We start from the raw sequence: 24617 nt of genomic DNA on the forward strand, positions 1-24617 counted from the left end.
TCTCGGCGCGTCATCCGCCGCCGGCGGCCAGGAGGTCGCCCAGGGGCGTGCGGTGGTAGAGCACCGAGCGGCCCGAGCGGGCCGCGTCGAGCAGGCCGGCCCGGCGCAGTGCGCGCAGGTGGTCGCCGGCCGAGCCGACCGGCAGGGCCAGCGACCGGGCCAGCTGCGTGGTGCTGGCCGGCTCGCGCAGCGCGACCAGGATGCGCGCCCGGGTGCGGCCGATGAGCTCCTCCAGCGCGGCCGACGGTGGTGCCGGCTGGGCGCCCCACCAGTCGGCGACGCCGCGCGCCGGGTAGATGATCGCGCGATCCCACGGGTCGTCGGAGTGCGCGGCGATGCTGGGCCAGATGAACACCGACGGGATGAAGGTCATGCCCCGCCCGCCGACCGTGACCTCGCGGTCGGCGATCCGGGTCACCTCGATGCCGCCGTCGCGCCAGCGCACCCGCGGGTGCAGCCCGTCGAGCGCGGCCGACCAGCCGTGCCGGGCCAGCAGGCCCGAGCGGTAGACGATGTCGCGCTCGCAGATCGCCCGCAGTTGGAGCCAGTCGGCGGCGAGCAGGGCGTCCCAGGCGCGGCGCAGGCCGTCGGCGAGCAGCGCGGTGACGTCCGGCGAGGCGAGGATCTCGCGGGCGTCGGGGTCCTGCGCCGGGCGGGCGGCCAGGCATACCGCGATCTCGGCGCGGGCCACAGCCAGGGGCACCGCACGTACGACTTCGAGGTCGTCCTCGATCGTCTGGAGCGCGGCCCTGTTCGGTGGTGGGGCGACGAAGTCGGCCCCGCCGTGCGGATGGTGCAGCGCGAGCAGCGCCCGCACGGCCGGGTCGGTGCGGCGGAGGTGCTCGAACGCGGGCCGCAGCCGGGCGGCCGGGCCGGGGGTGCGGGGGCCGTGCCGGTCGGAGCCGTCGAACCAGCGCAGCAGGTTCTCCAGCTCGAAGCTCGGCGACAGCGCGAACCGGCTGTGCAGCAGGTCGGTCTGGTCGACGAGGTAGCGGAGCACGCTTCGACGTTACGGCCTAGGCCGTAACGTTGGCCACCGCACCGGCGCCCACCGCACGCTGCACCCGTGAGTACACAGTCCGCCACCTACCGCGAGGTCTTCGCGGTGCCGGCCTTCCGGGTCCTGTTCGCCAGCCGGTCGATCGCCATCGCCGCCGACTCGCTGCGGATCGTCGCGCTCTCGGTGCTGGTCTTCACCGCGACCGGCTCGGCCTGGCTGTCGGCGATCACGTTCGCCATCGGTTTCCTGCCACAGGTGCTCGGCGGTGCGCTGTTCGGCTCGCTGGCCGACCGGCTCCGGCCGCGCCCGCTGATCGTGGCCGGCTTCGGGGCGGAGTGCGCCGCCGCGCTGGTCCTGGCGCTGGTCCCGTTGCCCACCTGGGCGCGGCTGGCGCTGGTGGCTGCGGTCGCGATCGGCACGCCGGTGTTCATGGGTGCCTCCAGCCGGCTGGTCGCCGACGTGCTGACCGGCGACGCGTACGTGCTGGGCCGCTCGGTGACCACCATGGCCTCCGGTGGGGCGCAGCTGCTGGGCCTCGCGTTCGGCGGCGTCGCGATCGCCGCGCTCGGGGCGCAGCGGGCACTGCTGGTCACGGCCGCCTGCCACCTGCTGGCCGCGCTGATCGTGCGCCTGGGCCTGGCGGACCTGCCCGCGGTGCCGGCCACGGCCGACGGCGGTGGCACGGTGCGGCAGAGCTGGTCGAGCAACACCACGCTGCTGGCCGACCCGTGGGTACGCCGGTTGCTGCTGCTGCAATGGCTGCCGTCCGCGTTCGTGGTGGGCGCCGAGGCGCTGATGGTCGCGTACGCGTCGACCCGCGGTTTCCCGGCCGGCGCGGTCGGGCTGCTGATGGCCTGCTCGCCCCTGGGCATGCTGGTGGGCCATCTCGTGGTGGGCCGGCTGGTGCCGCCGGACGGGCGGGTCCGGCTCGTCGGGCCGCTGGTGCTGCTGCTCGGCCTGCCACCCGTCGCGTTCGCCTTCGACCCGCCGCTGCTGGTGTGCTCCGCGCTGATGATCGCCAGCGGCGCGGGGTTCGCGTACTCGCTGGGCCTGCAACGGGCGTTCGTCGACGCGGTGCCGGTGCGGGGTCGGGGCCAGGCGTTCGGTCTGCTCTCCACCGGGCTGATGACCCTGCAGGGCGTGGGGCCGGCGGTGTTCGGCGGGCTGGCCTCGCTCACGGCGCCGCGCTGGGCGGTCGCGCTGGCCGGTGTGACGACGGTCACGACGGTGCTGTTGGTGCCCAAGAGCCGATTCCTTTCCTCCACCGGTGCGGTCGATACCGGCAGAGGGAAGGAGAGCCACGATGGCCAGCACACAGTCGAAAGCCGTGGAACGCATGTACCGGACGTGGACCCGGGACCGCTTGAACCCGCCGCCGGAGCCGGAGCCGCGGGAGACCGACGACCACTGGGGTGACCTGACGGCGGAGCCGCGCGGGGTGGACTACCTGGAGGTGCAGCACGGGCTCCGGCTGGTGCCGCACGGTTCGGAGGGCCGGGCCGCACTGCTCTGCCTGCACGGCGGTGGGTTCGTCAGCGGGTCGGTGTTCACCCACCGCAAGCTGTACGGGCATCTCGCCAAGGCGGTCGGTGCGCCGGCGCTGATCGCGCACCAACGACACACGCCGGAACATCCGTACCCCGCACAGCTCGAGGACGCCCTCGACGCGTACACCTGGCTGGTTTCCCAGGGTTTCGATCGTCTGGTCCTGGCTGGCGACTCGGCGGGCGGCGGCCTGGCGGTGACCACCGCGCTGGCCGCCCGCGAACGGAGCCTGCCGGCGCCGGCCGCGCTGCTGCTGATCTCGCCGTGGGTGGACATGGAGGTCGGCGGCGATAGCTTCGACACCAACGCCGAGCGCGACGGGTTCTTCTATCGCGACGTCGTGCTGGAGTTGGCAGCGATGTACCTGGCGGGACGCGACCCGCGCGACCCTTCCGTGAACCCGCTCTTCGCCGACCTGACCGGCCTGCCGCCGATGTTCATCCAGGTGGGTGCCGACGAGACGCTGCTCGACGAGAGCCGGATGCTGGAGAAGCGGGCCAGGGACTTCGGCGTGGAGGTGCGGCGCGACGTGTTCGAGGAGCAGCAGCACACCTTCCAGATGGCCGCCGGGCGCGCTCCGGAGGCGGATGACGCGATCCGGCGGTTCGCCGACTGGGTACGGCCGAGACTGGAGCTGTGAGGATGGATGCGGGAGAGCTGGAGCCGTACCGCCGCGAGCTGACCGCGCACTGCTACCGGATGCTCGGCTCGGCCGAGGAGGCGCAGGACGTGGTGCAGGAGACGTTCCTGCGCGCCTGGCAGGGCTCCGAGCGGTTCGAGGGGCGGGCGTCGGTGCGGGTCTGGCTCTACCGCATCGCCACCAACGCGTGCCTGACCGCGCTCGGGCAGCGGGCGCGCCGTCCGCTGCCCGCGGGCCTCGGCGCGCCCGCCTCCGACCCGACCGCGCCCGGCCGGGTCGACCTCGACGTGCCCTGGCTCCAGCCGTTCGCCGACGATCCGGCCGACACGGTGGTGCGGCGGGAGAGCCTGCGCCTGGCGCTGGTCGCGAGCCTTCAGCTGCTTCCGCCGCGGCAGCGGGCGGTGCTGCTGATGCGCGAGGTGCTGGGGTTCCCGGCGGCCGAGGTAGCGTCCATGTTGGACATGTCTGTGCCGGCGGTGAAGAGCAGCCTGCAACGGGCTCGCGCCCGGCTCGACGCGGCGCGCGGTGAGCCACTGTCCGATCCGGACTCTCCAGAGGCGCGTTCTCAGCTGGACGCCTATATGGCCGCGTTCGTCAACAGCGACCTGAATGCGCTGGAGTCGGCGCTGCGCAAGGATGCCACGCTCGAGGTGGTGCCGTCGCGCACCTGGTTCGCCGGCAAGGCCGTCTGTGTGCCTTATCTGGGGTCGGTGCTCGGCGAGCCCGGCGAGTGGGAGATGTTCCCGGTGACCGCCAACGACCAGCCGGCCGTGGTGGTCTACCGCGCGGGCGCGGCGTTCGGCGTGGTGCTGTTGTCGCCGACGCCGACCGGGCTGCGTGGGATCGTCCTGTTCACCGGCGCTGACCACGTCGCTCGCTTCGGCTATCCTGCGGTGTCGCCGGCCTAGCCTCCCTCGGTCTGGCGGATCTGGCCGGCGATGTTGTCCGGTGAGAGGTTCGCGTTCGCGAAGGCGGCGGTGCGCGGCAGGCTCAGGTGGAGCTCGGCCTCGGTGGCCACCCGCACCTCCCCCTCCTCCAGGGTGAAGTCGAGGTCGTGGCCGCCGTGGTCGCGGTCCGCGGTGACGAAGTGCAGGTGGTAGCCCGGCACCGTGATGCCCTGCTCGTACGCCGGCGAACGGAAGCCGGCCAGGTCGCCGTCGAGGTCGCGGAAGGTGGTGACCGCCTGGCCCTCGGTGGCCTTCGTCAGCGGCGGGTACGGCGGCGTCTGCTCCATCACCGTGCGGGGCTCGACGCCGCGGAAGTGGCCGGTGACCCGGACGGCGGCCGGCAGGTTGGTGGTGGGCAACGCCCGGTCGATCCGGTCCAGCAGGTCCTTGCGGTCGACCGGGGCGGTGATCCGCAGCGTGGCCTCCGGCCGGAACCAGGTGACCGCGGCGAACGGCGTCAGGTCGGTGGGCTCGGCGAGCCGCGCGCTGCCGTCGGCCCGCAGGTGGTGGCAGGCACCGTCGAGCACGACCATCTCGCCGTCGAGGTGGTTGAAGGTGCCGAGCCCGAAGTTGCCGTGCCGCAGAAGCTCGGCGATCGTCACGTCGCCGTCGTAGAGCCCGTCCAGCAGCGCGCCCATCGTCGACGTCTGGTAGAGCTCGTCGGCATGCCCGGCGTGGATCATCGCGCGGCCCCACGCCCGGAACCGGTCGTATGCTTCGCTGTCCATCAGGTCACCTCTGGGACTCGTGTCCGGATTCTCGGACCGGTCCCACACCGCCTACCCCGTGCGGTCCTGCCGACACCACCCGCTGCGGTAGAGGTCGCGCAGGACGCCGATCTCGCCGCCGTGGTGCATGGTCTCGCGGTTGACGTGGACGATCAGGGCGGCCATCGGCTCGGCGGCGAAATAGGCGCCGCGCGGGCCGAGCGGGCGGGCCAGGTCGTCCGGGCCGAGCGCCGCGACGGCCGTGTGCCAGCGGCCGTAGGCGTCGTCGAGGAAGGCCAGCTCCCCGGCCGCCGTCGCCGGCAGGTCGTCGGGAACGTGCCTCGGATCGAACATGTCGGCACCGTCCTCATTGGAGGCGAAGAAGGTGCTCACCCGGGTGTGGAAGTTGACGGCGAGGTCCCGGAACAACCCGGTCAGCGCGTCACCCACGCCCGCACCTTCTCCCGGAAGTCGACCGCCACCTCGTCCGGTGGCAGCCAGGCGATGCCGTGGACCTCGTCGGACCGCATGCGGGTGGCCGGCTCGGCGACCGTCGTGAAGAGGTAGCGGACGTCGAAGTGGTGGTGCGCGTCCTCGTAGCGGGCCGGGTTGGCGGCGATGGCGTGCACCCCGATGTCACACGGCGTCTCGTCGGCCAGGCTCAGCAGCGTTCCCGGGATGCCGGTCTCCTCCTCGACCTCCCGGCGGGCGGCGCCGAGCAGCGTCGTGTCTTCGGGCTCGAGGTGGCCGCCGGGCTGGAGCCATCTGTTGAACACGTTGTGGCGGATGTGCAGCATCCGTCCGGCCGGGTCGAGCACGACGGCGGAGGCGGTCAGGTGGCCGGGCACGAAGGTCTTTCGCGAGACGATGTCGACGTCGGCCTGGGCGTCGGTCAACGGTGCCAGCCGGGGGGCCTCGGTCGGGTGCCGGGCGAGATAGGCGGCGACCACTTCGGCGACGTGCGCACGGGACATCACCCCGGAATCGTACGCGTGCGGGGTGACTTGCCCGGATTGGCTCCGGCCGGCAGCAGGCCCTGGAGGCCGCGGCCCATCCTGCGGCCGGCCGGCTCGGCGTCGAGGGTCACCGACCCACCCTCGGCGTCGCTCGGCAGCGGCGACCCGTCGTGCGTCGCCGCGTCGACAGTCACCTCGCCGTCCATCATCACGAAGCATCGACCGCCGCCCCCGCACCGTCAAGGGCCGCGGTGCGGTGCCTTAGCAGTGATGACGGGCGGTCGAGGCGCGGGGCACGAGGCTCGGCTCGAAGCGCAGGTGCCGGGCCGTGACCGGCGTGCCGTTCTCGCGTTCGGCGATCTCCTCGAGCAGCAGGCGGGCCGCGTGCCGGCCGAGGTCGGCGCGGGGCGCGCGCACGGAGGTCAGCGGGACCGCCGCCGCGGCGGCGAACTCCATGTCGTCGTAGCCGACGATGGCCACCTCCTCGGGCACCCGGACGCCGTGCGCGAGCAGGCCTTGGAGCAGCCCGATGGCGACCAGGTCGTTGGCGGCGAAGACCCCCGTGGGCCGGCTGGTGGGGTGCATGGCCAGGAGGTGCTCGGCGGCGCCGCGGCCGGAGCGCAGGGTCAGGTCGGGCGTCGGGATCGACAGGAACGACGTGGCGCCGTCGGAGACCCGGCGGATCGCCTCGTACGCGCCGTCCCGCCGGTCCTCCATCTGTGCCAGGGTGGCCGGGCCGCCGACGACCGCGATGCGCCGATGGCCGCGCGCGAGCAGGTGCTCGGCCGCGATCCGGCCGCCGGCCACGTCGTCGACGGCGACGTTCGAGTGGGTGCGCTCCAGGTGCCGGTCGAGGAAGACGATCGGGATGCCGAGCCGGTCGAACGCGTCGGTCCCCGGCGGCGCGAGGTTGGTCGGGTTCCACAGCAGGCCGCGTACGCGCTGCTGCTGGAACATCTCCAGGTAGCGCTGCTCCCGGCCGAGGAGCCCACCGCTGCCCGCCAGCATGACCACGAGCCCGGCGGCGGCTACCTCGTCCTCGACACCGCGCACGACGTCGGTCAGATAGGGGTTGGCCACGTCGAGCACGAGCATGGCGACGGTCCGGCTGGAGCCGGCGCGGAGCTGGCGGGCCGACTCGCTGCGCACGAAGCCGAGCTTGGAGATGACGGCGCTCACCCGGCGGCGGGTCGGCAGTGCGACCAGATGCGGTCGATTGAGCACATTGGACACAGTGCCGACCGAGACGCCGGCCGCCGCGGCCACGTCCTTGATCCGCACACCGCCGGGCAGCTCAGTCATAGGTGTGACCAGGGTGCCACAGCCAGCGATCGATGCGGCATCCACCGCCCGGGTGCCGGTGTGGCCGTCGTCACGCGGCGTCATTACGTGCCCGTGACATCCCGTGGATCGATCGCGGACACGCGGGTGTCACCGTCTGACCTGTGGAAACGCCGTCGCCGCGCCTGCTCACCCGCGCTGGAGCCCGCACCGTCTGGGCCTCGTCGTGGGCGGCCGGCGGGTCGTCGCCACGGCTCGCGTGGGCGGACGCGGCCAAGGGTGTCTGCATCATCCTGGTCGTGCTGTGGCACGTGGTCGTCAAGGACTACCTGCTGGTCGACTGGCACATCGGCCTGCCCGTGCCCGGGGTGTGGGGGACACTGGGCGAGCAGTTGCTGCCGCTGCGGATGCCGCTGTTCTTCACGATCTCGGGCTTCTTCGCGACCGGTGCCCTCGTGCGGCCGTGGCGGGTGGTCGCCCGCGGGCGGATCGCCACGTTCCTTTACCTGTACGCGGTGTGGCTGCTCGTGCACACCGCCGTGCTGGCCCTCGTGCCCGTCTCCTTCCCGACCGAGCGGGCACGGTCGCCGCTGGGTCTGCTGACGCAGTTGACCATCACGCCGTCGAACCTCTGGTACCTGTACGCGCTCGCGCTCTACTTCGCCTTCGCCAAGGCGGTGCGGCGGCTGCCGGTGGCCGCGGTGCTGGTGCCGGCGGCGGTGCTGTCCGCCGCCGTCAGCTTTCTGCCCACCCCGGGTGACCGCGGCGGCGTCTACCAGAACCTGGTGTTCTTCCTGGCGGGCCTGCATTTCCGGCCCTTCGTCTCGCGGTTGGCGGCGTCCGCGACCCGGCGCCGGCTGGTTCTCACGGGCTTGGCGTACGCGGTCGCCCTCGCCGTGATGGCCGCGCTCGGCGCGCAGGAGTGGTTCGGGGTATGGCTCGTCGTGTCCGCGGTGGCGGTGGCGTTCGGGGTGACCGCGGCTGCCCGGCTGGTGGCCGCGCGTCCCACGCTCGGTGCGCGGCTGGGGCGGCTGGGCCGGATCACGCTGCCGATCTACGTGATCCACATGCCGGTGCTGGCGGTGCTGCACGGTCTGCTGGTCGGGCCTCTCTCCTCCCTCGGTGACGGCGCTCAGTTCTTGGTCGCCGTGGGCTATCCGGTGGTCGCGACGCTGGTGGTGATCGTTCTCTCGCTGGGCATCCATCGTGGACTGACCCTGGTCGGTGCCCGGTGGATGTTCGCCCTTCCTTCTCGACGTCTAGGAGCGTCCGCATGATCCTGATCTCCGACCCACGGGTGGCCGCAGTGCCGGTCTTCGACACCGGTGAGGCGATGGTCGACCTGCGTGGCGTGGACGAGCTCCGCGTGGACGACCGGCTGGCCGACCCGGCCGGCGCGTACGCCCACATGCGATCGGGCGCGGTGTCCCGCCTCCTCGCGGCGCAGCGGTCGCTGCCGGCCGGCCTGCGGTTGCTGATCGTGGAGGCTTATCGGCCGTTGCGCCTGCAGCGCGAGTACTTCGGTGACTACCAGTCGGAGCTGCGGTCCCGGTATCCCTCGTGGGACGAGGAACGGGTCTATGTCGAGGCGAGCAAGTATGTCTCCCCTCCGTCGGTGGCGCCGCACAGCACCGGTGGCACGGTCGACCTGACGCTGGTCGGGCCGGACGGGCGTGAGCTCGACATGGGCACCGCCGTCAACGACAGCCCGGTCGCGAGTGGCAACGCGTGCTTCACGGCCGCGGCGCACATCTCGGCCGCGGCCCGGCGCAACCGGTTTGTGTTGGGGGCGGCTTTGCGGTCGGCCGGGTTCGCGAACTATCCCACCGAGTGGTGGCATTGGTCGTACGGGGACCGGTACTGGGCTCTCGGCACCGGCGCGGACCGGACCCGCTACGGCCCGGTCGACCTGGGCTGAGCCCGATCCCCCTCGTTCCACATACGTCGCCCGCTCCCCTCCTTCCTGGCACTCGCCCGATCTCGCTGTTCCTGGTGCGTCGCCCGATCTCGGTCTGTCGTTCCTCGTGCCTCGCCTGATCTCGCTCCTGGCACTCGCCCGAGTCTCGCTCGTTCCTGGCACTCGCCCGATCGCGCTCCCTCCTGGTGCGTCACCCGATCTGCGCCCGTCCCGGCACTCGCCCGAGGTCCGTCCTTCCTGGTGCGTCGCGCGATCTTCGTCCGTCCTGGTGCGTCGCGAACGGGGGAACCGTAGCGGCCGGGTACGACAAAACCTGGCTTCGCCGTCGTCTTGAAGTGGCCGGGCCGATCTGGCAATCTGCGGATATCGATGTGAGCGCTAACCGGGTGGCGCAGGGACCCCACATCGGATCAATGCTGCTGCGCTGGACACTGTTGCGCGCGCGGCGGTGTTAGCGCTCACATGCCTCGTACCGCCGGAAGATTGGTGATTCTGATGTCCCTGACCCGACGTGCGTTCACCGCCGGCACACTGGCCGCCGCGGCCGGAATGTTCGCCCTGCCGCGCGCGGCGCTCGCGGCCAACACCGCGTACCTGATGGCCTATTTCACCGAGTCGCCGCAGATGCAGGGCGCCAACTACGGGCTGCACCTGGCCGTGAGCCAGGACGGCTGGAACTGGACGCCGCTCAACCAGAACAACCCGGTGGTCACGCCGGCGGCTGGCACGCTCGGCCTGCGCGACCCGTTCGTGCTGCGCAAACAGGACGGCACGTTCGTCGTGCTCGCCACCGATCTCAACGGCACGAACTTCGGCCTGAACAACCAGTACCTACACGTCTGGGACTCGACGAACCTGACCGCGTTCACCGGGTACCGGCGCATCCAGATGCACACCCTGTCGACGCACACGTGGGCACCGACGGCGTTCTGGGACGCGTCGCGCGGCCAGTACGGCATCGTCTACTCCGCGGTCAACGGCGGCCGCGACCTGTTCATGGTCAACTACACCTCGGACTTCCGTACGGTGAGCGCGCCTTCGATCTTCTTCAACCCTGGTTTCGGCGTGCTGGACGGCGACATCGTCGTCGACGGCGCCACGACCTACCTCTATTACAAGAACCTCAACGACGGCTATCTGTATGGTGCGCGCTCCTCCACCGGGGCTCCGAACAGCTTCAGCACGTACACGGGCGGGTTGCGGCAAGGCACGGCGATCGAGGCGCCGCTGCTGCTGAAGGCCAACGACGGCGGCTGGCGGCTGTGGGGCGACTCGTTCGGGCCGATCAACAACGACTACTACGCCTGGTCGACAAGCAACATCGGCGGCGGTTCGTGGTCGGTGATGAACCAGCGGGACTACACGCCGCCGCTGAACGCCAAACACGGCTCGATCATCGGCATCAGCGCCACAGAGTACGCAGGTGCGGTCTCCCGGTGGGGCACACCGGCCTGGGTGCGGCTCAAGTCGTCGAACTTCCCGGACCGGTACGTGCGGCACGCGAACCGAATCGGCCGGCTCGACCCGTACCCGTTCGACCCGTACCAGGACCAGATGTGGCGCATGGTCGCCGGCCTGGCCGACTCGACCGGGGTGTCCTTCGAGTCGGTCAACTACCCGGGGTCGTACCTGCGGCACTACAACTACGAGATCCGCCTCGACGCCAACGACAACACAGCAACCTTCCGAGCTGACGCCACCTTCTACCGGGTCGCCGGGCTGGCCGACGCGGCCTGGTCATCGTTCCGCTCTTACAACGTGCCGACGCGCTATCTACGGCACTACAACTATCTGCTACGAATCGACCCGATCAGCACGGCGACCGAACGCCAGGACGCGACGTTCCGGGTCACTTCCTGACGCTGGAGGGCGTGGACCCGGCGGCGTCGTGCGGGTCGCCGTCGGGCAGCGGGCACCCCACCTACCGCCCGGGCAGCAAAGGCCAGACCCTTATGCCGTCCGGGCCGATCGTCGGTCGCCCTTCGACCTCGCTACCGGTGCACCCGTAGATCAGGTACGCCTCGAACTGCGGGGCGCTGCGGACCGGATCCGGGCCACCTTGGTTGGACGCACCGTCACGCGGGCGCGGCGGCAGGGCGGACGGGGTCGCAATCTGGTGCTCGGCTGGGGCTTCGATCTAAACCCGCCCGGATGCGCCGGCCCGGGTCGAACCTAAGCCTTGCCGGCCCCGGAGGACGTGGTGATCGGGGTTTCGACCTCGGCTGAGGCCGCCGCGGCGGCGGGCTCAGGCGGGGTTGCCGGCGGGACGCGGCCGTCCTGGTCTGCGGTGATGACCTTGCGTAGGGAGGCTGCCAGCACCGCTGCTGTTAGGCAGCCCGCGATTGTTAGCGCTAGCCATATCGAGCTGTGGCCGCCGCCGATCAGTGGTGCTGCGGTGATCGGGCCGACGATGCCGCTGATGCCCCAGACCATGGAGCCCAGGGCGTTGAAGCGGCCGCGTAGTTCGTCTGTTGCCAGCGAGTTCAGCAGTGTCGGGCTGATCGGGGACAGCAGGGTTTCGCCGAAGGCGAAGACTGCCGCACACGCGATGACCGCCACGACCGCGACTGCCTTGTTGCGGTCGTCGACCGCTCCCGCGGCGGCGAGGATCAGCCAGGAGGCGGCCATGATGGCGCCGACCAGTGACAGCAGGCGGGTGCGGCTGCGGCCCTGGATCAGGCGCACCACGAAGAGTTGGGACAGGACGATGACCAGCGTGTTGGCGGTGAAGGCGTAGGCGACGACCTGTGGGCCCACGTGGGCCACGTCGATCGAGAAGGCGGTGAAGCCGACTTCGATCTGGGCGTAGCCGCTGATCGTGAGCACGATGCTGAACAGCAGCAGCCGGCGGAAGCCTCGGTGGGCGAAGACCTCTCGGTAGCCCGGTTGGCGCTGTTGCGTCCGCGTGGTGTCGGCGCTGTCGGGGGCCAGGCGGCGGCCGACGCCGGGCATGGTCAGCAGGTTGACGAACGGGACCAGGTAGAGGGCCGCGTCGATCAGGTAGATGAGCTGGAACGTGCCAGGGCGGTCCAGGTCGACGATCGCGCCCGCGATCACCGTGCCGGCGCCGATGCCAAGGTTGAGCAGGGCGAAGCTCAGGCCGAAGGTCTTCTGCCGCTCGACGCCGTCGGTGACCGAGGACAGGATCGTGGTGTTGGCCGCCCAGATCACGCCGCCGCCCGCGCCGATCAGGGTGACCGACAGGAGCGCCTGCCAGGCCGTGTGTGCGAAGCCGACGCTGCCGACGCCGGCCGCTTCGACCAGGAGCATCGGCAACACGATGCGCCGGGCGCCGTAGCGGTCGACCGCCCAGCCGCCGAGCGGGCCGATGGTCAGCGCGCACACGGCCATCCAGCCGATGACCAGACCAGCGGTGCCGGACGGCACGTGGCGCACCTCGGTCAGGTAAATGAACATGAACGGCAGCGTCAAGCCGCGACCGGTGGCCGAGAAGAAGGTGGCGGCCAGCAACCGCCGGGCCTCGGGTCGTTGTGGCAGGACGTCGCGGAGCATGGGGTCAGTGTGCCGAGGGGGTACGACAATTCGCGAGCGAGTTATCTAGCAGGGCAGACGCCGGACGGCCGAGGTCCGCACGGACCAAATCCGCTGACGGCCGACAGCATGTCCCGCTGCCTCGGCCGAGACGTGAGCCAGCGAATCGTCCCGAAGGGGATCGCCGGCACATAGGTCTGGCTGCCCTGCAGAATAGTCGTCGCCGCAGTCGCACACCTCGACCACGCGCAGCCGCCCCACCTTGTCCTTCAGGCCATGCTCGTCGAGCGCAGTCGCGAGCTCGGCCGCGAAGGCCGGCCAGGTCACATGTAGCAAGGGCGATGCGGGCACGGGGCCGAGGCTACGACACGAACACCGCCACCGAGCGTGCCGGGACCGTGAAGGTGCCGCCGCCTGTGTAGTGGGCCGACTTCACGATCGGGTCGGTGCCGTTCGCCTGCACCGGGTGCAGGGTGTACGGGCGGCCTGCTGCGCCCGGGACCACCTGCGTCGTCGCGGTTGGGGTCGCGTTGAAGACCACCACGAGGCGTTCCCATCGGCCGTCGAGGTCTTTGCCTTTCGTGTCGTCCAGGACCATGACGATCACGCCCGGCGTCTGGCTTGGGCCGCCCACCGGGAAACTGACCCGTCGTTGGATCTCGGCAGCGGACGGCAGGGCGAACAGCGGCGACGAACCAGCGATCCGCAGGAACTCCGCGGCGAGCGATGAGGCTGCCGCGATGTCGGACGGGGAAGGCTTCATGGCCGGGTCCGCCAGCAGCGGCCGCATGTAGGACCACTTGGCCTCGTTGTCGCCACGCGGTGGCAGTCCCGAACCCCAGGTCGACGACGTGCCCGACCAGTCGATGCGGTTGAACCAGTCGCCCGAGTCGTACGAGTTGCGGTCCAGGGACTTCGAGCGCAACAGGTCGGTGCCCGCGTGCCAGAAGCCGACTCCCTGCGACAGCGTGGTCGTCGCCAGGGACAGGGTGTTCATTCTGACCCGGTCGGCCATCGGCAGGGACTGGGGCAGCTTGTACTGCAGGTTGTCGAAGAGTGTCTCGTTGTCGTGGGCGTCCACATAGGTCACCGTGTCGGCCGGTGACGCCGCATAGCCTGCCGGCTGGCCGTTGTAGTCGACCCCCGCCCCGGTGACCACCGCACCGGTGCGCGACGTGAACCGGTACGAGCGAAGGTTGCCGGCCAGGCCCACCTTGATCTGGTCCTGCGCCAGCAACAAACGCGAAAGTTGCGAGTCGGGACTGCCGTTGACCGGGTCGCCGTTCGGGTCCGTGTAGAGGCCCGAGCCGAAGCCCTGGATGCGCGGGTTCTCGTCGAACGGGCCGCCGCCGCGGACCGCGTCGCGTAGTCGGTCCGAGAAGGTGGCGATGCCCGTGCCCGCCATGTTGGCCTGGGTCGCCTGCACGAAGCGGGCGTCGTTGGCCACCTCGCCGAAGTTCCAGCCCTCGCCGTAGAGCAGGATCGACCGGCCGTCGACGCCGTCTCGCGACAACGTGAGCCGGTCGAGGGCGCGGCGCACCGCGAGCATGTTGGCCTTGGAGTGGTGGCCCATCAGGTCGAAGCGGAAGCCGTCGACCTTGTAGTCCCGCGCCCAGGTGACCAGCGAGTCGACCATCAGCTTTTCCATCATCCGGTGCTCGGTCGCCGTGTTGGCGCAGCAGGTCGACGTCTCCTGCTGCCCGGTGAGGGTGAGCCGCTGGTAGTAGCCGGGCACGATCCGGTCCAGCACCGACTTGGGCGCCTGGCCGGACGCCGTGGTGTGGTTGTAGACCACGTCCATCACGACCCGCAGCCCCGCGCCGTTGATGCCGGCGACCATCGAACGGAACTCCCGGGTGCGCGCGGCGCCGGAGGGATCGACCGCATAGGAGCCCTCGGGCGTCGTGAAATGCCACGGGTCGTAGCCCCAGTTGAACCCGTCGGTCGGACGGACCGGCTCGACGCACGCCTGCTGCTGCTCGGACGCGGGCGGCAGCGCGGCCAGGTCGCAGCCCGGCACCTGCTGATCGGCACGCACTTCCGGCACGGTCGCGAAGTCGAACACCGGCAGCAGGTGCAGGTGGCTCACGCCGGCCGAGGCCAACGAGCGCAGGTGCCGCATCCCGGCGCTCGACCGGGACGTGAACGCCGCGTAGGTGCCGCGTTGCGCGGCCGGCACGGAGGTATCGCCGATCGAGAAGTCGCGCACGTGCAGCTCGTAGACGTGGGACTCCGTCGACGGGGACGCGGCCGGCTTGCGCAACGTGGCCCACCCGGCTGGGGCCAGCGACGGATCCGACAGCGACGCCAGCACGGAGCGGGTGGAGTCGGCGGTCAGCGCGACCGAGTACGGGTCCGTGACGACGTTGGTCTCCACACGGCCGGTGGTCGGTGCGAAGACCCGGACCGAGTAGACGTAGGACGACCCGCGCCACGATCGCGAGCCCGAAGCCGACCAGACGCCGTCGCGGTCGCGCCGCATCGGGACCGGCGCCGCGACCCCGTCGACCAGCAGGGACACCGACTGCGCCGTCGGCGCCCACAACGCGAACGACGGGACCCCGCGCGAGGACCACGTGACTCCGAGGGTCCGCGACGCGGCCCCGCGATAGAGGTCGTCCAACACGCCCGGGATCTGCACTCCCGTCGCGTCGACCAACGCACCCGAGGCGTCGAATGCCGCCACCGCGACCTGCCCGGTCAGGACCGCCGCGGCCGGCACCGAGGACGGCACCGTCAGCGCGCGCATGGATGCCAGGTGGGGAAAGTCCCGCCGTACGCCGTCAGGCAACCCGGCCGCGCGTATCCCCAATGGATGAGCGGAACCACCGACCACCGCTCCGTCGACGACGGTCATCCCGCCCGACGGCGCGGCGTAGAGCGCGAAGCGCACCGCCGACGCCGGCGGCTGCCAGGCGATCAGGTCACGCCGCACCCAGTGGGCCGCCGACTCGGCCCCCAGGGCGCGCGGCGCGTCGTCGACGATCCGGTGCGTCGCGTGGTCATAGGTGAAGGTCAGCAGACCACCCGGCGCGGTCAGCAGGATGTTGGCCCCACCGGGCGCCCCGCCGGCACCGTAGTTCTCGTCCCACGACCCGTTGAGCGCCACCTTGTATTCGAAAGCACCCGCCGGCACGGGGAACGACGAACGGAACAGGCCCGGCGAGCCGGCCACCGGAGCGAGCGCGGTCTGCGCACACTCCGGCTGCCAGTCGCCGGGACAGCCCAGCTCGGACTGGAGCGACCCGACCAGCGTGACCTGCGACGGCAGCGGCGTGTGATCGGCGAAGGCCGGAGCGCCGACCATGGACGCCACCAGGCCGAGCACAACGAAGAGCAGCAACCTCGCACGCATCGGACCTCCAAGAAGCATCGAAGCTCCTCGCATTGGAGTCGTCCGGCGACGCTGCGTCAACCCGCTGCCGGCGAGTCGCGGGAAAAGCGCCTCACATATTGATCATGTGCCCCGCGAGACCGTGGATGGCCTCCTTGACCGCCTCGCTCAGCGTTGGGTGGGAATGGACATTCCGCCCGACCTCGTGCACGGTCAGATCCCACTGCTGCGCCAGCGTCAGCTCCGGCAGCAACTCGGTCACCTCAGGCCCGATCAGATGCGCGCCGAGCAGCTCCCCGTACTTGGCGTCCGAGAGGATCTTGACGAAGCCGACCGTGTCGCCGAGGCCGTTCGACTTGCCGTTGGCGGTGAAGGGGAACTTCGCGACCTGCACGTCGTAGCCCGCGGCCAGCGCCTGCGCCTCCGTGTAGCCGAAGCTGGCCACCTGCGGCTGGCAGAACGTCGCCCGCGGGATCATCACGAAGTCGAGCTCCATGGTCTCCGCGTTGGCGATCGTCTCGGCGGCGATGATGCCCATGCTCTCGGCGGCGTGCGCGAGCATCAGCTTGGCGGTCACGTCACCGATGGCATAGATCCCGGACACGTTGGTGCGCCCGCGCGCGTCGACCGCGATCGCACCGCGATCGGTGAGCGACACGCCGGTGTTCTCCAGCCCGTAGCCGGTGACGTTGGGTTGGAAGCCGATCGCCTGCATCAGCTTGTCGGCCTCGAGCACCCGCGTCTGCCCCTCGGTGCTCGACACGGTCACTTTGACGCCATCAGCGGACTCCGACACCGACTCCACCCGGGTGGAGACCAGCACCTCGACGCCCAGCCGCTTGTAGCGCTTGAGCAGCTCCGCCGAGACCTCCTCGTCCTCCAGCGGCAGCATCCGGTCGAGGAACTCCACGATGGTGACCTTGACGCCGTAGTTGTGCAGCACGTAAGCGAACTCGACCCCGATCGCGCCCGCGCCCGCGATCACGATCGACGACGGCAGCTCAGAGCTCAGGATCTGCTCCTCGTACGTGACCACCCGGTCGGACAGTTCGGTGCCGGGGATCAGTCGGGTCGAGGCGCCGGTCGCGATGATGCAGTTGTCGAACGTCACGGTCTGGTCGCCGATGGCCAGCGTGTGCGCGTCGACGAAGGTGCCGCGGCCGTTGATCTCGGTGATGTTGTTCTTTTTCATGAGGTAGTGCACGCCGCGCACGCGCCCGTCAGCGACCTTGCGGCTGCGCGTGAACGCCGCGCCGTAGTCGAAGGTCACCTCACCGGTCACGTTGATGCCGAACGTCTTGCGCTCGGTCGTGAAGAGGTGGTTGAGCTCCGCGTTGCGCAGCAGCGCCTTCGAGGGGATGCAGCCCACGTTGAGACACACGCCGCCCCAGTAGCGCTCCTCGACGACCGCGGTCCGCAGGCCGAGTTGGGCGCCACGGACCGCGGCGGTGTAGCCGCCCGGGCCCGCGCCGAGAACGACGAGATCGAAATGCTCAGTCATAGTGGCAAGCCTAGGACTCTGGAAGTGTCGGTGCCCGCGACTACCATCCGCCGCATGCGTATCGGTGTGATCGGGTGCGGCAAGATCAGCGGAATCTACTTCCAGAACCTGCCCCAACTGCCCCAAACCGAGGTTGTACGCTGCGCGGACCTCGACGTCGAGCGGGCCAAGCAGAGCGCGGAGGAGCACGGCATCCCGTCCGCCGGCAGCGTCGACGACCTGCTGGCCGACGATTCCATCGACCTTGTGGTCAACCTCACCATCCCGGCGGCCCACGTGGCGGTGGGGCTGGCCGCCGTCCGGGCGGGCAAGCACGTCTACGCCGAGAAGCCGCTGGCGCTGACCACCGCCGACGGGCAGCGGCTGCTGGCCGAGGCGGCCGCGCATGACGTGCGGGTCGGCAGCGCGCCGGACACCTTCCTGGGCGCGGGCCTGCAGACCGCCCGAGCGCTGCTCGACGAGGGCGCCATCGGGACGGCGCGCTCCGGGGCGGTGTTCATGCTCTCCCCCGGCCACGAGCGGTGGCACCCTCAGCCCGACTTCTACTACCAGCGCGGGGGCGGGCCGCTGTTCGACATGGGGCCTTACTACCTGACCGCGCTGGTCAACCTGCTCGGGCCGGTGGCCGCGGTGAGCGCGGTGGCCACCTCCGGCTCGGCGACCCGGCGCACGCCCCAGGGCCGGGAGATCCCGGTCGAGGTGCCGACTCACGTGAGCGCGGTGCTCGAGTTCTCGGGCGGGGCCACCGTGACCGCGGTCTTCAGCTTCGACGTGCCGGCCTCGACGATCCCGCACGGCATCGAGATCTACGGCAGCGACGGCACGCTGGTCGTGCACGACCCGAACAACTTCGGCGGGCCGGTGCTGGCCCGCGGCACGGGCGACGCCGACTGGCGGGAGGAGCCGCTACGCACCCCGTGGTCGGCCAACTCGCGAGGGCTCGGCGTGGCCGAGATGGTCGCGGCCATCGAAGCGGGCCGCGACCACCGGGCTTCGGCTGCGCTGGCCCTGCACGTGCTCGACACGATGGAGACGATCCACACGGCGGCCGAACGCGGCGAACGACTAGCGGTGCAGACGACCTGCGCCCGCCCGGAGCCGTTCGACACGTTCTGACGGAGCCCTCGGCGCGCCCGACCACCGCGAGGGCCGAGCTGCGGACGGAGCGATCCGCCGCAGCTCGGCCTCGGTCCGCGCGACCAGGTCTAGCGAAGCCCTTCGGCCCGCGCGACCAGGTCGGCGAGCTCGCTCACCGCCGCGTCCGAGGTGCGGTCGGCGGAGCGGTCCGCGATGCGGCGCAGGTCCGACAGCGGGATCGCGGGCTCGCCGCCGCGCAGGGTCTCGGCGAGGTAAGCCGCCACGTAGTCGACGGTCAGCCGGGGCGCCGCCTCCTCGAAGCCGCGGTCGAGGTCGGCCACGCTGACGCGGTGGGAGGCCTCGGCCGGGGTGCGGTCGTCCGGGTCGAGCCAGCGCACCCGGACGCTGGCCACCTCGGCGCCGAGGTCACGGTCGCCGGCCAGGCGCACCTCGTAGAGCGCCGTCACGCTGTGGCCCGGGCCGACCTCGCCGCCGTCGACCTTGTCGTTGCGGAAGTCCTCGTCGGCCACCGCGCGGTTCTCGTAGCCGATCAGCCGGTAGTCCTTGACCGACTTCGGGTCGAAGGTCACCTGGACCTTGGCGTCGAGCGCGCGGACCTCGAGGGTTGCCGGCAGCCGGTTGACGAACACGTCGCGTGCCTGCGACGGCTCGCTCACGTAGACCGCGAAACCGTCACCGTCGTCGGCGAGCTGCTCCATCAGCGCGTCGCCGTAGTCGCTGCCGACGCCCACGCCGAGCAGGGCGATCTGTTTGGCGGCCTCGTCGCGTACCCGGCGCAGGATCGAGTCGGCCTCGGTGTCGCCGGTGTTGGCCAGGCCGTCGGACAGCACGATCACCCGGTTGGACGTGCCCTCCCGGAACCCGTCGCGGGCCACCCGGTAGCCGAGCTTGAGCCCCGCGCCGAGGTTGGTGCTCCCCTCGGGACGCAGCCGGTCGATCGCCGCGCGCAGGTCGGCCTTCTCGGACACCCGGGTCATCTCGCGCAGCACCCGCGCCTTGTCGCTGAACGACACGATGGCCACCGCGTCGGTCGGCCGGAGTTGGTCGACCAGCGTCTGGAGGGCGTCGCGGACCAGATCGAGCCGGCCGGGCTCGGCCATCGAGCCGGATACGTCGACGACGAAGGTCAGCGAGGCGTCCGGGCGGCGGAACTCGGTCTCCGAGCGGGTCTGCAGACCGACCCGCATGATGCGCACGTCGCCCTCGGCGCGGTGGGCCGCGGGCGGCCGGGTGCCGTCGGCGAACACCGCGAAGCCGTCGCCACGCGGCTCGGGATAGTCCTGGTCGAACGAGTTGACGAACTCCTCCGGCCGGACCATCGTCGGATCCGGCAGGTTGCCGTCGCGGATCACACGGCGGGCATAGCCGTAGGAGGCGGTGTCGACGTCCACCGCGAACGTCGACTGTGGATTCTCGAGGGGAGAGCGGTCGCCGCCCTCCTCCCGCTCCGAGTAGTTCGGTGCCGACGCCTCGCGGCCGGTCGAGCTGCCGCCGCCGAGGTCACCACCGCAGCCGCTCAACGCCAGCAAGGCGACCAGCGGCACCGCCGCGAGGCGTACCGTCGTGCGCTTCATCTGTTCCTCCCCGCTCGTCAGGTCCTCTCCATTGGACAGACGAAGCGCACGGCACGCTCCCGTCGTGGCCGAGCCGTTGCCTAAGCGCGACAACCGTGATCGCGGCGTGTCCTTCCGTAATCTCCGCGAATCGCCACCGAGACCGATACGCGTCCGCGCCGAGACCATTGCCAGACCTTGGTACCGTGCGGCGCGTGAGGCGAATCGCATCGATACTCGTCGCCGCCTGCCTGTTCCTGGGCGCGTTGGTGGCCTGTTCCGCCAGCGGGGACGAGGCGGTGCCGGCTCTCGAGATCGGCCTGACACCCGGCGCGGGCGTGAGCATCCTGGCCCGGCCCACCGCGAGCCAGACCACGGTGCCGCGCAGCGGGCCGGGTGACGGCATCCCGCCGCTGGTCTTCGGCGACTGCGTGATCGAGCTGACCCGCAGCTCCGGCGGCCCGGTCCAGCGGGTCACCTACGGCGAGGTCCCCTGTGCCGAGGCCGGGGAGCTCAACCCCAACGCGTGGACGGTCGTCTGCGCCGAGAAGCTCTAGGACCTGGACCAGGCGGCCGCCGCGTCGACGGGCAGCGCGCCGGCGAACAGCGGGCCCTGGGCGTACGCGCAGCCCAGCTCGCGCAGCATGACGCGGCCCGCGTCGTCCCGCACGCCCTGGGCCACCTGTTCCAGCCGCATCACGGTGGCCACGCCCGTGACCGCTTCGAGCAGGCGCCGCGACCGCGCTGAGCCGGAGTCCGCCAGGAACGAGGCGTCGAGCTTGAGGATGTCGATGGCCGGGTGGCGCAGGTGGCTCAGCGACGCGTTCCCCGTGCCGTAGTCGTCGATCGCCACCCGGACACCGGCGTCGCCGAGCTCGGTCAGTTGGCTCCAGGCCAGGTCGGCGTCCGCACCCAGATCCACATCCGCGAGCTCGAGCACGAGGTGGCGAGGGTCCGCGCGGGTCTCGTCGATGGCGCCCCGCACGCGGTCGGCGAAGTCGGGCAGCCGCAGCTGTCGTGCGACGACGTTGACTCCGACGAAGCGGCCGTCGCCGTTGGCGGCGTTCAGCCGCGGGAGGTCGTGCAGCGCCTGGCGCAGGACCCAGTCGCCGAGCTCGGACGCGCGGCCGATCGCGTCGGCGGCATGGGCGATCGCTGTCGCCGACATCGGTGCGCCACCGTCGGCCATGCGCGGGAGCCCTTCGAACCCGACCGCCCGGCCCGACTGGATGTCGACGACAGGCTCGTAGTGGAGCGTGAGCCGCCGGCTGGACAGCGCCACGGCCATCCGGTTGCGGACCTCGGGACGCTGCCGGCTCGGGGCCGGCATCCCCGGCGAGTACTCGCGCCAGCGTCCTTTGCCGCTCGCCTTCGCGGCGTACAGCGCGGTGTCCGCGTTGCGCAGCAACGTGTGGTCGTCGTCGCCGGCGGTCGCGAACGCCAGCCCGATGCTCGACCCCGTGTTGACCATGGACTCGGCCACGGCTGCCGGTTGGGCGAGTGCGTCCGAGAGACTCCTGGTGATGGCGACCGCTGTGTGGGCGTCGACATCGCGCAGCAGCACGGCGAACTCGTCACCGCCGATGCGGGCCGCCAGGTCGACGTCCCTGATGCTCGCGTTGATCCGGGCGGCCACGATCGCCAACAGCTCGTCGCCCACGTGATGGCCGAACGTGTCGTTGACGATCTTGAAGTCGTCGACGTCGACGACCAGGACCGCTCCCGCGACGCCCGCCCGCAGCGACTCCCTGAACAAGGCCGCGTTGGCGAGGCCGGTGAGGGGGTCGTGGGTGGCCCGGTGCTCGAGGTCCCGGCGCAGCTCCCGTTCGGCCGTGACGTCGTGCAGGTTGGTGATCACGCCGCGGATCGTCGGGTCGTCGTCGAGGTTCCGGCGATAGACCAGCACCGTCGCGTCGGCGCCGTGCGGACGCTCGATCAGCGCCTCACGCCCGTTCTCGGCGTCGGACCAGCGGCGCCGCGCGCCCCTGGGAGTCCGCACCAGGTCGTCGAAGCGCTCTCCGTGTACGTCCCGCCCGAACATCCGGTCCGCCGAGGGGCTCACGTACTCGATCCGCTCGCCCCGGCTGATCAGGATGACCTCCTCGGTCGAGGAGACGATCCGTTGGAAGAACCGCTCCCGGTCCTGCTCGTTGAGCCGGCGGGCCAGGTCGATCCGGGCGAGTGCCACGCCAGCCTGGTCGAGCAGCGTGACGATCGACGGGTAGATGTCCTCCAGGTCGCGCGGGGGTGCGATGACGTACGCCGTCCGGCGCGGAGCGTCGTCCCGCTCCTCGGCGACGACGTCGGCCAGCCGGCTGTCGAGCGGGTAGACGAGCTCGCCCTCGGTCGCGGCGCCGCCACCAGGGTCCCCCCGGACCAGCCGGACATCCGACCGCGCACCCGCCGGCAGCATCCCGTGCAGCGCGTCGCGCAGCGCCGCGAGGATCTCGTCCTCGCTGGCGGCGAGCGCGAGGCGGCGCAGCCCGGATCGGCTCATCGCGGTCCGGGCGGCCTTCCGGCGACTCTCGGCCACGGAGACGGCCAGGCGCGCGAGCACGAGACAAGCCTCGATCGCGGCGATCACCCCGATGGCCGTGGCGGTGTTCACGCCGCCCGTGGTCGCCTCGACGAGCAGCACGGTCGGGGCGACGAGCAGCCCGGCCGCGATGGTGACCAGCGTCGTCGGGCGCAGGACGCGGCGGGAGCGGCTGGTCGTGCGCGGTTCCCGATCCGGGAACAACGTCGCGACGCCGGCCGCGACGACGCCGGCCAGCAGCAGGAAGCCGGCCGCCACCGAGGTGCCCCAGGAGTCGAGCACGCGCGCCCGGATGAAGACCAGGTTGGCGACCAGGAAGGCGGCGACACCGATCGCGATCACCAGCACGTTGTGCCGGCCGCGCGAGGCCGTCAGCGCCGCGATCGCGGAGGCGAGCACCGCGACGTAACCGACGCAGGAGGCGATGGCGACCGAGACGGAGAAGGTGCTCTCCGCCTCGGAGGTCAGCGCCGGTCGCAGCACGGTGATCCAGATGAGCAGCGAGCCCGCGAGGCTGAGGAGGCAGATGTCGATGATCGTCGGGGCCGACCGGTAGGCCGGCGGCCCGGCCAGCCGCAGCACGCCCAGGGCGAGCGGGAAATAGGCGAGCAGGAAGAACAGGTCCGTGCGCCCCGGGAACTCCGCGGCCTCGATGACCCCGGTGGTCGCGACGGCGAAGATCGCGTCGCCGACCGTCATGAAGGCCGCGGCGACGGCTATCAAGATCCACGCGGATCGGTTCCGCGGCGGACCGCGGGTGATGCGCAGCACGACCATGCCGACGCTGAACACGCCCGCGACCAGGACCGCCGCCACTCGAGTCCCGGAGAAGAGATAGAGCACAGGGGCGACCAGGATGATGGCCACGAGGTACGACACCCGGGTCAGCGTCACGCCACCACTTTGCCCGAGATTGTCCGTCTTAACCGTCGATCGCCGGTGGCCGGTGTGAGATCCGCCCTGTCCGGCATGCCTTGAGCGCGGTGCGGCGTTACCTCACACGTGCCGGATATCGACGTCGTGGTGATCGGAGCGGGGCAGGCCGGGCTCTCCAGCGCGTACCACCTGCTCGGCTCCGGCCTGCGCCATGTGGTGCTGGACGCCAACCCGGGTCCCGGCGGTGCCTGGCAGCACCGCTGGCCGAGCCTGCGGATGGCGACCGTACACGGGATCTTCGACCTGCCCGGGATGCGCTTCGACCCGCCCGCGCCGGACGAGCGGGCCGCCGACGCGGTGCCCGCCTACTTCGCGGCCTTCGAGCGGCGGTTCGGGCTCGACGTGCGGCGGCCGGTCAAGGTGTCCGCGGTGCGCCCCGGCGACGACGGGCGGCTGCTCGTCGAGTCCGATCACGGCGTCTGGCGTACGCGCGGACTGATCAACGCCACCGGCACCTGGACCCGGCCGTTCTGGCCCGTCTACCCAGGTCAGGAGACGTTCCGGGGCCGACAGCTGCACACCGTCGACTACCCCGGCCCCGAGGCGTTCGCCGGCCGGCGGGTCGTGGTCGTCGGCGGCGGCACCTCGGCCGTGCAGACTCTGCTGGAGCTGGCCGAAGCCGGCGCCCACACCACCTGGGTCACCCGCCGCCCGCCGGTGTTCCGCGAGGGACCTTTCGACGAGGAGTACGGGCGAGCCGTGATCGCCAAGGTCGAGGCGCGGGTCAAGGAGGGGCTGCCGCCGCGCAGCGTGGTCAGCGTGACCGACCTGCCGTGGACGCCCCAGATGGCGGAGGCGCGCAAGCGCGGGGTGCTGGTCCGCCGGCCGATGTTCGAGCGGATCGTCCCGGACGGCGTGGTCTGGGCCGACGGCACCCGACAGGCCGCGGACGTGATCCTCTGGGCCACCGGCTGGCGGGCGGCCCTCGACCACCTGGCACCGCTGCGGCTACGCGGCGAGGGCGGCGGCATCGTCATGGACGGCACCCGGGTGGTCGCCGATCCGCGAATCCACCTGGTCGGCTACGGCCCGTCGGCGAGCACGGTCGGCGCCAACCGCGCGGGTCGGGCGGCGGTGCGGGAACTGCGGGCGCTGCTGGCCTCAGCTTCCGGCGCAGCCGACCTGGGCGCGGCCGAGACGTTGGCAGGCGCGTATCCATCGCTGGCATAGGCC

Annotated in this window: 20 protein-coding genes; 9 read left to right on the forward strand and 11 right to left on the reverse strand. The window is 71.4% G+C overall.

The features are described from left to right. Window positions 1–10: 10 nt before the first annotated feature. On the reverse strand, window positions 11–1000 hold the full coding sequence (locus AB0J88_RS32840) for a DUF5937 family protein (RefSeq protein ID WP_364357071.1): 990 nt from the start codon (window positions 998–1000) through the stop codon (window positions 11–13). A gap of 66 nt (window positions 1001–1066) precedes the next feature. Here AB0J88_RS32840 and AB0J88_RS32845 point away from each other — a divergent pair, with 66 nt between their 5' ends. From AB0J88_RS32845 to AB0J88_RS32855, 3 genes are read left to right on the forward strand one after another with little or no spacing between them, the layout of a single operon-like run. Beyond that, window positions 1067–2416, forward strand: coding sequence for an MFS transporter (locus AB0J88_RS32845; RefSeq protein ID WP_364357068.1), 1350 nt, complete (start codon window positions 1067–1069; stop codon window positions 2414–2416). After that, window positions 2337–3185: an alpha/beta hydrolase gene (locus AB0J88_RS32850; protein WP_364357412.1), complete on the forward strand. Its 849-nt coding sequence runs from the start codon at window positions 2337–2339 to the stop codon at window positions 3183–3185. Before AB0J88_RS32845 ends, AB0J88_RS32850 begins: the two co-directional genes overlap by 80 nt. Before the next feature lie 2 nt (window positions 3186–3187). After that, the gene (locus tag AB0J88_RS32855; RefSeq protein ID WP_364357065.1) at window positions 3188–4093 is read left to right on the forward strand and encodes an RNA polymerase subunit sigma-70; all 906 of its coding nucleotides are present in this window, start codon (window positions 3188–3190) and stop codon (window positions 4091–4093) included. Here the strand turns inward: AB0J88_RS32855 and budA are convergent. The 5 genes from budA to AB0J88_RS32880 form a co-directional block, all read right to left on the reverse strand. Beyond that, complete coding sequence (gene budA / locus AB0J88_RS32860; protein WP_364357062.1) at window positions 4090–4860, reverse strand: acetolactate decarboxylase; 771 nt, start codon at window positions 4858–4860, stop codon at window positions 4090–4092. The genes AB0J88_RS32855 and budA overlap by 4 nt on opposite strands. 51 nt (window positions 4861–4911) lie before the next feature. Further along, window positions 4912–5289: a DinB family protein gene (locus AB0J88_RS32865; protein ID WP_364357059.1), complete on the reverse strand. Its 378-nt coding sequence runs from the start codon at window positions 5287–5289 to the stop codon at window positions 4912–4914. After that, window positions 5274–5813 (reverse strand): NUDIX domain-containing protein, encoded by a 540-nt coding sequence (locus tag AB0J88_RS32870; protein WP_364357409.1) that lies wholly within the window; start codon window positions 5811–5813, stop codon window positions 5274–5276. The genes AB0J88_RS32865 and AB0J88_RS32870 overlap by 16 nt, the downstream gene beginning before the upstream one ends. Further along, window positions 5813–5989: a hypothetical protein gene (locus AB0J88_RS32875; protein ID WP_364357056.1), complete on the reverse strand. Its 177-nt coding sequence runs from the start codon at window positions 5987–5989 to the stop codon at window positions 5813–5815. The genes AB0J88_RS32870 and AB0J88_RS32875 overlap by 1 nt, the downstream gene beginning before the upstream one ends. 67 nt (window positions 5990–6056) lie before the next feature. Next, window positions 6057–7097, reverse strand: coding sequence for a LacI family DNA-binding transcriptional regulator (locus tag AB0J88_RS32880; protein ID WP_364357053.1), 1041 nt, complete (start codon window positions 7095–7097; stop codon window positions 6057–6059). Window positions 7098–7240: 143 nt separating this feature from the next. Here AB0J88_RS32880 and AB0J88_RS32885 point away from each other — a divergent pair, with 143 nt between their 5' ends. The 3 genes from AB0J88_RS32885 (at window position 7241) to AB0J88_RS32895 (ending at window position 10854) form a co-directional block, all read left to right on the forward strand. After that, a complete protein-coding gene (locus tag AB0J88_RS32885) occupies window positions 7241–8353 on the forward strand; it encodes an acyltransferase (RefSeq protein ID WP_364357050.1) in 1113 nt (370 codons plus the stop codon). Then, window positions 8350–8994 (forward strand): M15 family metallopeptidase, encoded by a 645-nt coding sequence (locus tag AB0J88_RS32890; RefSeq protein WP_364357047.1) that lies wholly within the window; start codon window positions 8350–8352, stop codon window positions 8992–8994. The genes AB0J88_RS32885 and AB0J88_RS32890 overlap by 4 nt, the downstream gene beginning before the upstream one ends. A gap of 495 nt (window positions 8995–9489) precedes the next feature. Continuing rightward, entirely contained in the window at window positions 9490–10854 is a 1365-nt protein-coding gene (locus tag AB0J88_RS32895; RefSeq protein WP_364357044.1) for a glycoside hydrolase family 43 protein, read from the forward strand. Between the two features lie 312 nt (window positions 10855–11166). On the opposite strand, the gene AB0J88_RS32900 is transcribed toward AB0J88_RS32895, so the two are convergent. From AB0J88_RS32900 to lpdA, 3 genes are all read right to left on the reverse strand, one after another. After that, complete coding sequence (locus tag AB0J88_RS32900; protein WP_364357041.1) at window positions 11167–12507, reverse strand: MFS transporter; 1341 nt, start codon at window positions 12505–12507, stop codon at window positions 11167–11169. Between the two features lie 340 nt (window positions 12508–12847). Continuing rightward, the gene (pulA, locus tag AB0J88_RS32905; RefSeq protein ID WP_364357038.1) at window positions 12848–15841 is read right to left on the reverse strand and encodes a pullulanase-type alpha-1,6-glucosidase; all 2994 of its coding nucleotides are present in this window, start codon (window positions 15839–15841) and stop codon (window positions 12848–12850) included. Window positions 15842–15932: 91 nt separating this feature from the next. Beyond that, complete coding sequence (lpdA, locus tag AB0J88_RS32910; RefSeq protein WP_364357035.1) at window positions 15933–17321, reverse strand: dihydrolipoyl dehydrogenase; 1389 nt, start codon at window positions 17319–17321, stop codon at window positions 15933–15935. Window positions 17322–17375: 54 nt separating this feature from the next. Between lpdA and AB0J88_RS32915 the strand changes: the two genes are divergently transcribed. Then, window positions 17376–18437: a Gfo/Idh/MocA family oxidoreductase gene (locus AB0J88_RS32915; protein ID WP_364357032.1), complete on the forward strand. Its 1062-nt coding sequence runs from the start codon at window positions 17376–17378 to the stop codon at window positions 18435–18437. 89 nt (window positions 18438–18526) lie between these two features. On the opposite strand, the gene AB0J88_RS32920 is transcribed toward AB0J88_RS32915, so the two are convergent. Next, entirely contained in the window at window positions 18527–19993 is a 1467-nt protein-coding gene (locus AB0J88_RS32920) for a von Willebrand factor type A domain-containing protein (protein ID WP_364357029.1), read from the reverse strand. Between the two features lie 194 nt (window positions 19994–20187). On the opposite strand from AB0J88_RS32920, the gene AB0J88_RS32925 reads away from it, so the two are divergent. Then, the gene (locus AB0J88_RS32925) at window positions 20188–20529 is read left to right on the forward strand and encodes a hypothetical protein (protein ID WP_364357026.1); all 342 of its coding nucleotides are present in this window, start codon (window positions 20188–20190) and stop codon (window positions 20527–20529) included. On the opposite strand, the gene AB0J88_RS32930 is transcribed toward AB0J88_RS32925, so the two are convergent. Then, window positions 20526–23402, reverse strand: coding sequence for an EAL domain-containing protein (locus AB0J88_RS32930; RefSeq protein ID WP_364357023.1), 2877 nt, complete (start codon window positions 23400–23402; stop codon window positions 20526–20528). The genes AB0J88_RS32925 and AB0J88_RS32930 overlap by 4 nt on opposite strands. A gap of 108 nt (window positions 23403–23510) precedes the next feature. Between AB0J88_RS32930 and AB0J88_RS32935 the strand changes: the two genes are divergently transcribed. Further along, the gene (locus AB0J88_RS32935) at window positions 23511–24614 is read left to right on the forward strand and encodes an FAD-dependent oxidoreductase (RefSeq protein ID WP_364357020.1); all 1104 of its coding nucleotides are present in this window, start codon (window positions 23511–23513) and stop codon (window positions 24612–24614) included. The last annotated feature ends 3 nt before the right edge of the window (window positions 24615–24617 follow it).

It is taken from the genome of Asanoa sp. NPDC049475 (genome assembly GCF_040676915.1).
Taxonomy (GTDB): domain Bacteria; phylum Actinomycetota; class Actinomycetes; order Mycobacteriales; family Micromonosporaceae; genus Asanoa.

Bases quoted from the DNA above. Each gene is read 5' to 3' on its own strand.
- AB0J88_RS32850 (WP_364357412.1), top strand. From the start codon at position 2,337: ATGTACCGGACGTGGACCCGGGACCGCTTGAACCCGCCGCCGGAGCCG.
- AB0J88_RS32855 (WP_364357065.1), top strand. From the start codon at position 3,188: ATGGATGCGGGAGAGCTGGAGCCGTACCGCCGCGAGCTGACCGCGCAC.
- budA (WP_364357062.1), bottom strand. From the start codon at position 4,860: ATGGACAGCGAAGCATACGACCGGTTCCGGGCGTGGGGCCGCGCGATG.
- AB0J88_RS32870 (WP_364357409.1), bottom strand. From the start codon at position 5,813: ATGTCCCGTGCGCACGTCGCCGAAGTGGTCGCCGCCTATCTCGCCCGG.
- AB0J88_RS32880 (WP_364357053.1), bottom strand. From the start codon at position 7,097: ATGACTGAGCTGCCCGGCGGTGTGCGGATCAAGGACGTGGCCGCGGCG.
- AB0J88_RS32890 (WP_364357047.1), top strand. From the start codon at position 8,350: ATGATCCTGATCTCCGACCCACGGGTGGCCGCAGTGCCGGTCTTCGAC.
- AB0J88_RS32895 (WP_364357044.1), top strand. From the start codon at position 9,490: ATGTCCCTGACCCGACGTGCGTTCACCGCCGGCACACTGGCCGCCGCG.
- AB0J88_RS32900 (WP_364357041.1), bottom strand. From the start codon at position 12,507: ATGCTCCGCGACGTCCTGCCACAACGACCCGAGGCCCGGCGGTTGCTG.
- pulA (WP_364357038.1), bottom strand. From the start codon at position 15,841: ATGCGTGCGAGGTTGCTGCTCTTCGTTGTGCTCGGCCTGGTGGCGTCC.
- lpdA (WP_364357035.1), bottom strand. From the start codon at position 17,321: ATGACTGAGCATTTCGATCTCGTCGTTCTCGGCGCGGGCCCGGGCGGC.
- AB0J88_RS32915 (WP_364357032.1), top strand. From the start codon at position 17,376: ATGCGTATCGGTGTGATCGGGTGCGGCAAGATCAGCGGAATCTACTTC.
- AB0J88_RS32920 (WP_364357029.1), bottom strand. From the start codon at position 19,993: ATGAAGCGCACGACGGTACGCCTCGCGGCGGTGCCGCTGGTCGCCTTG.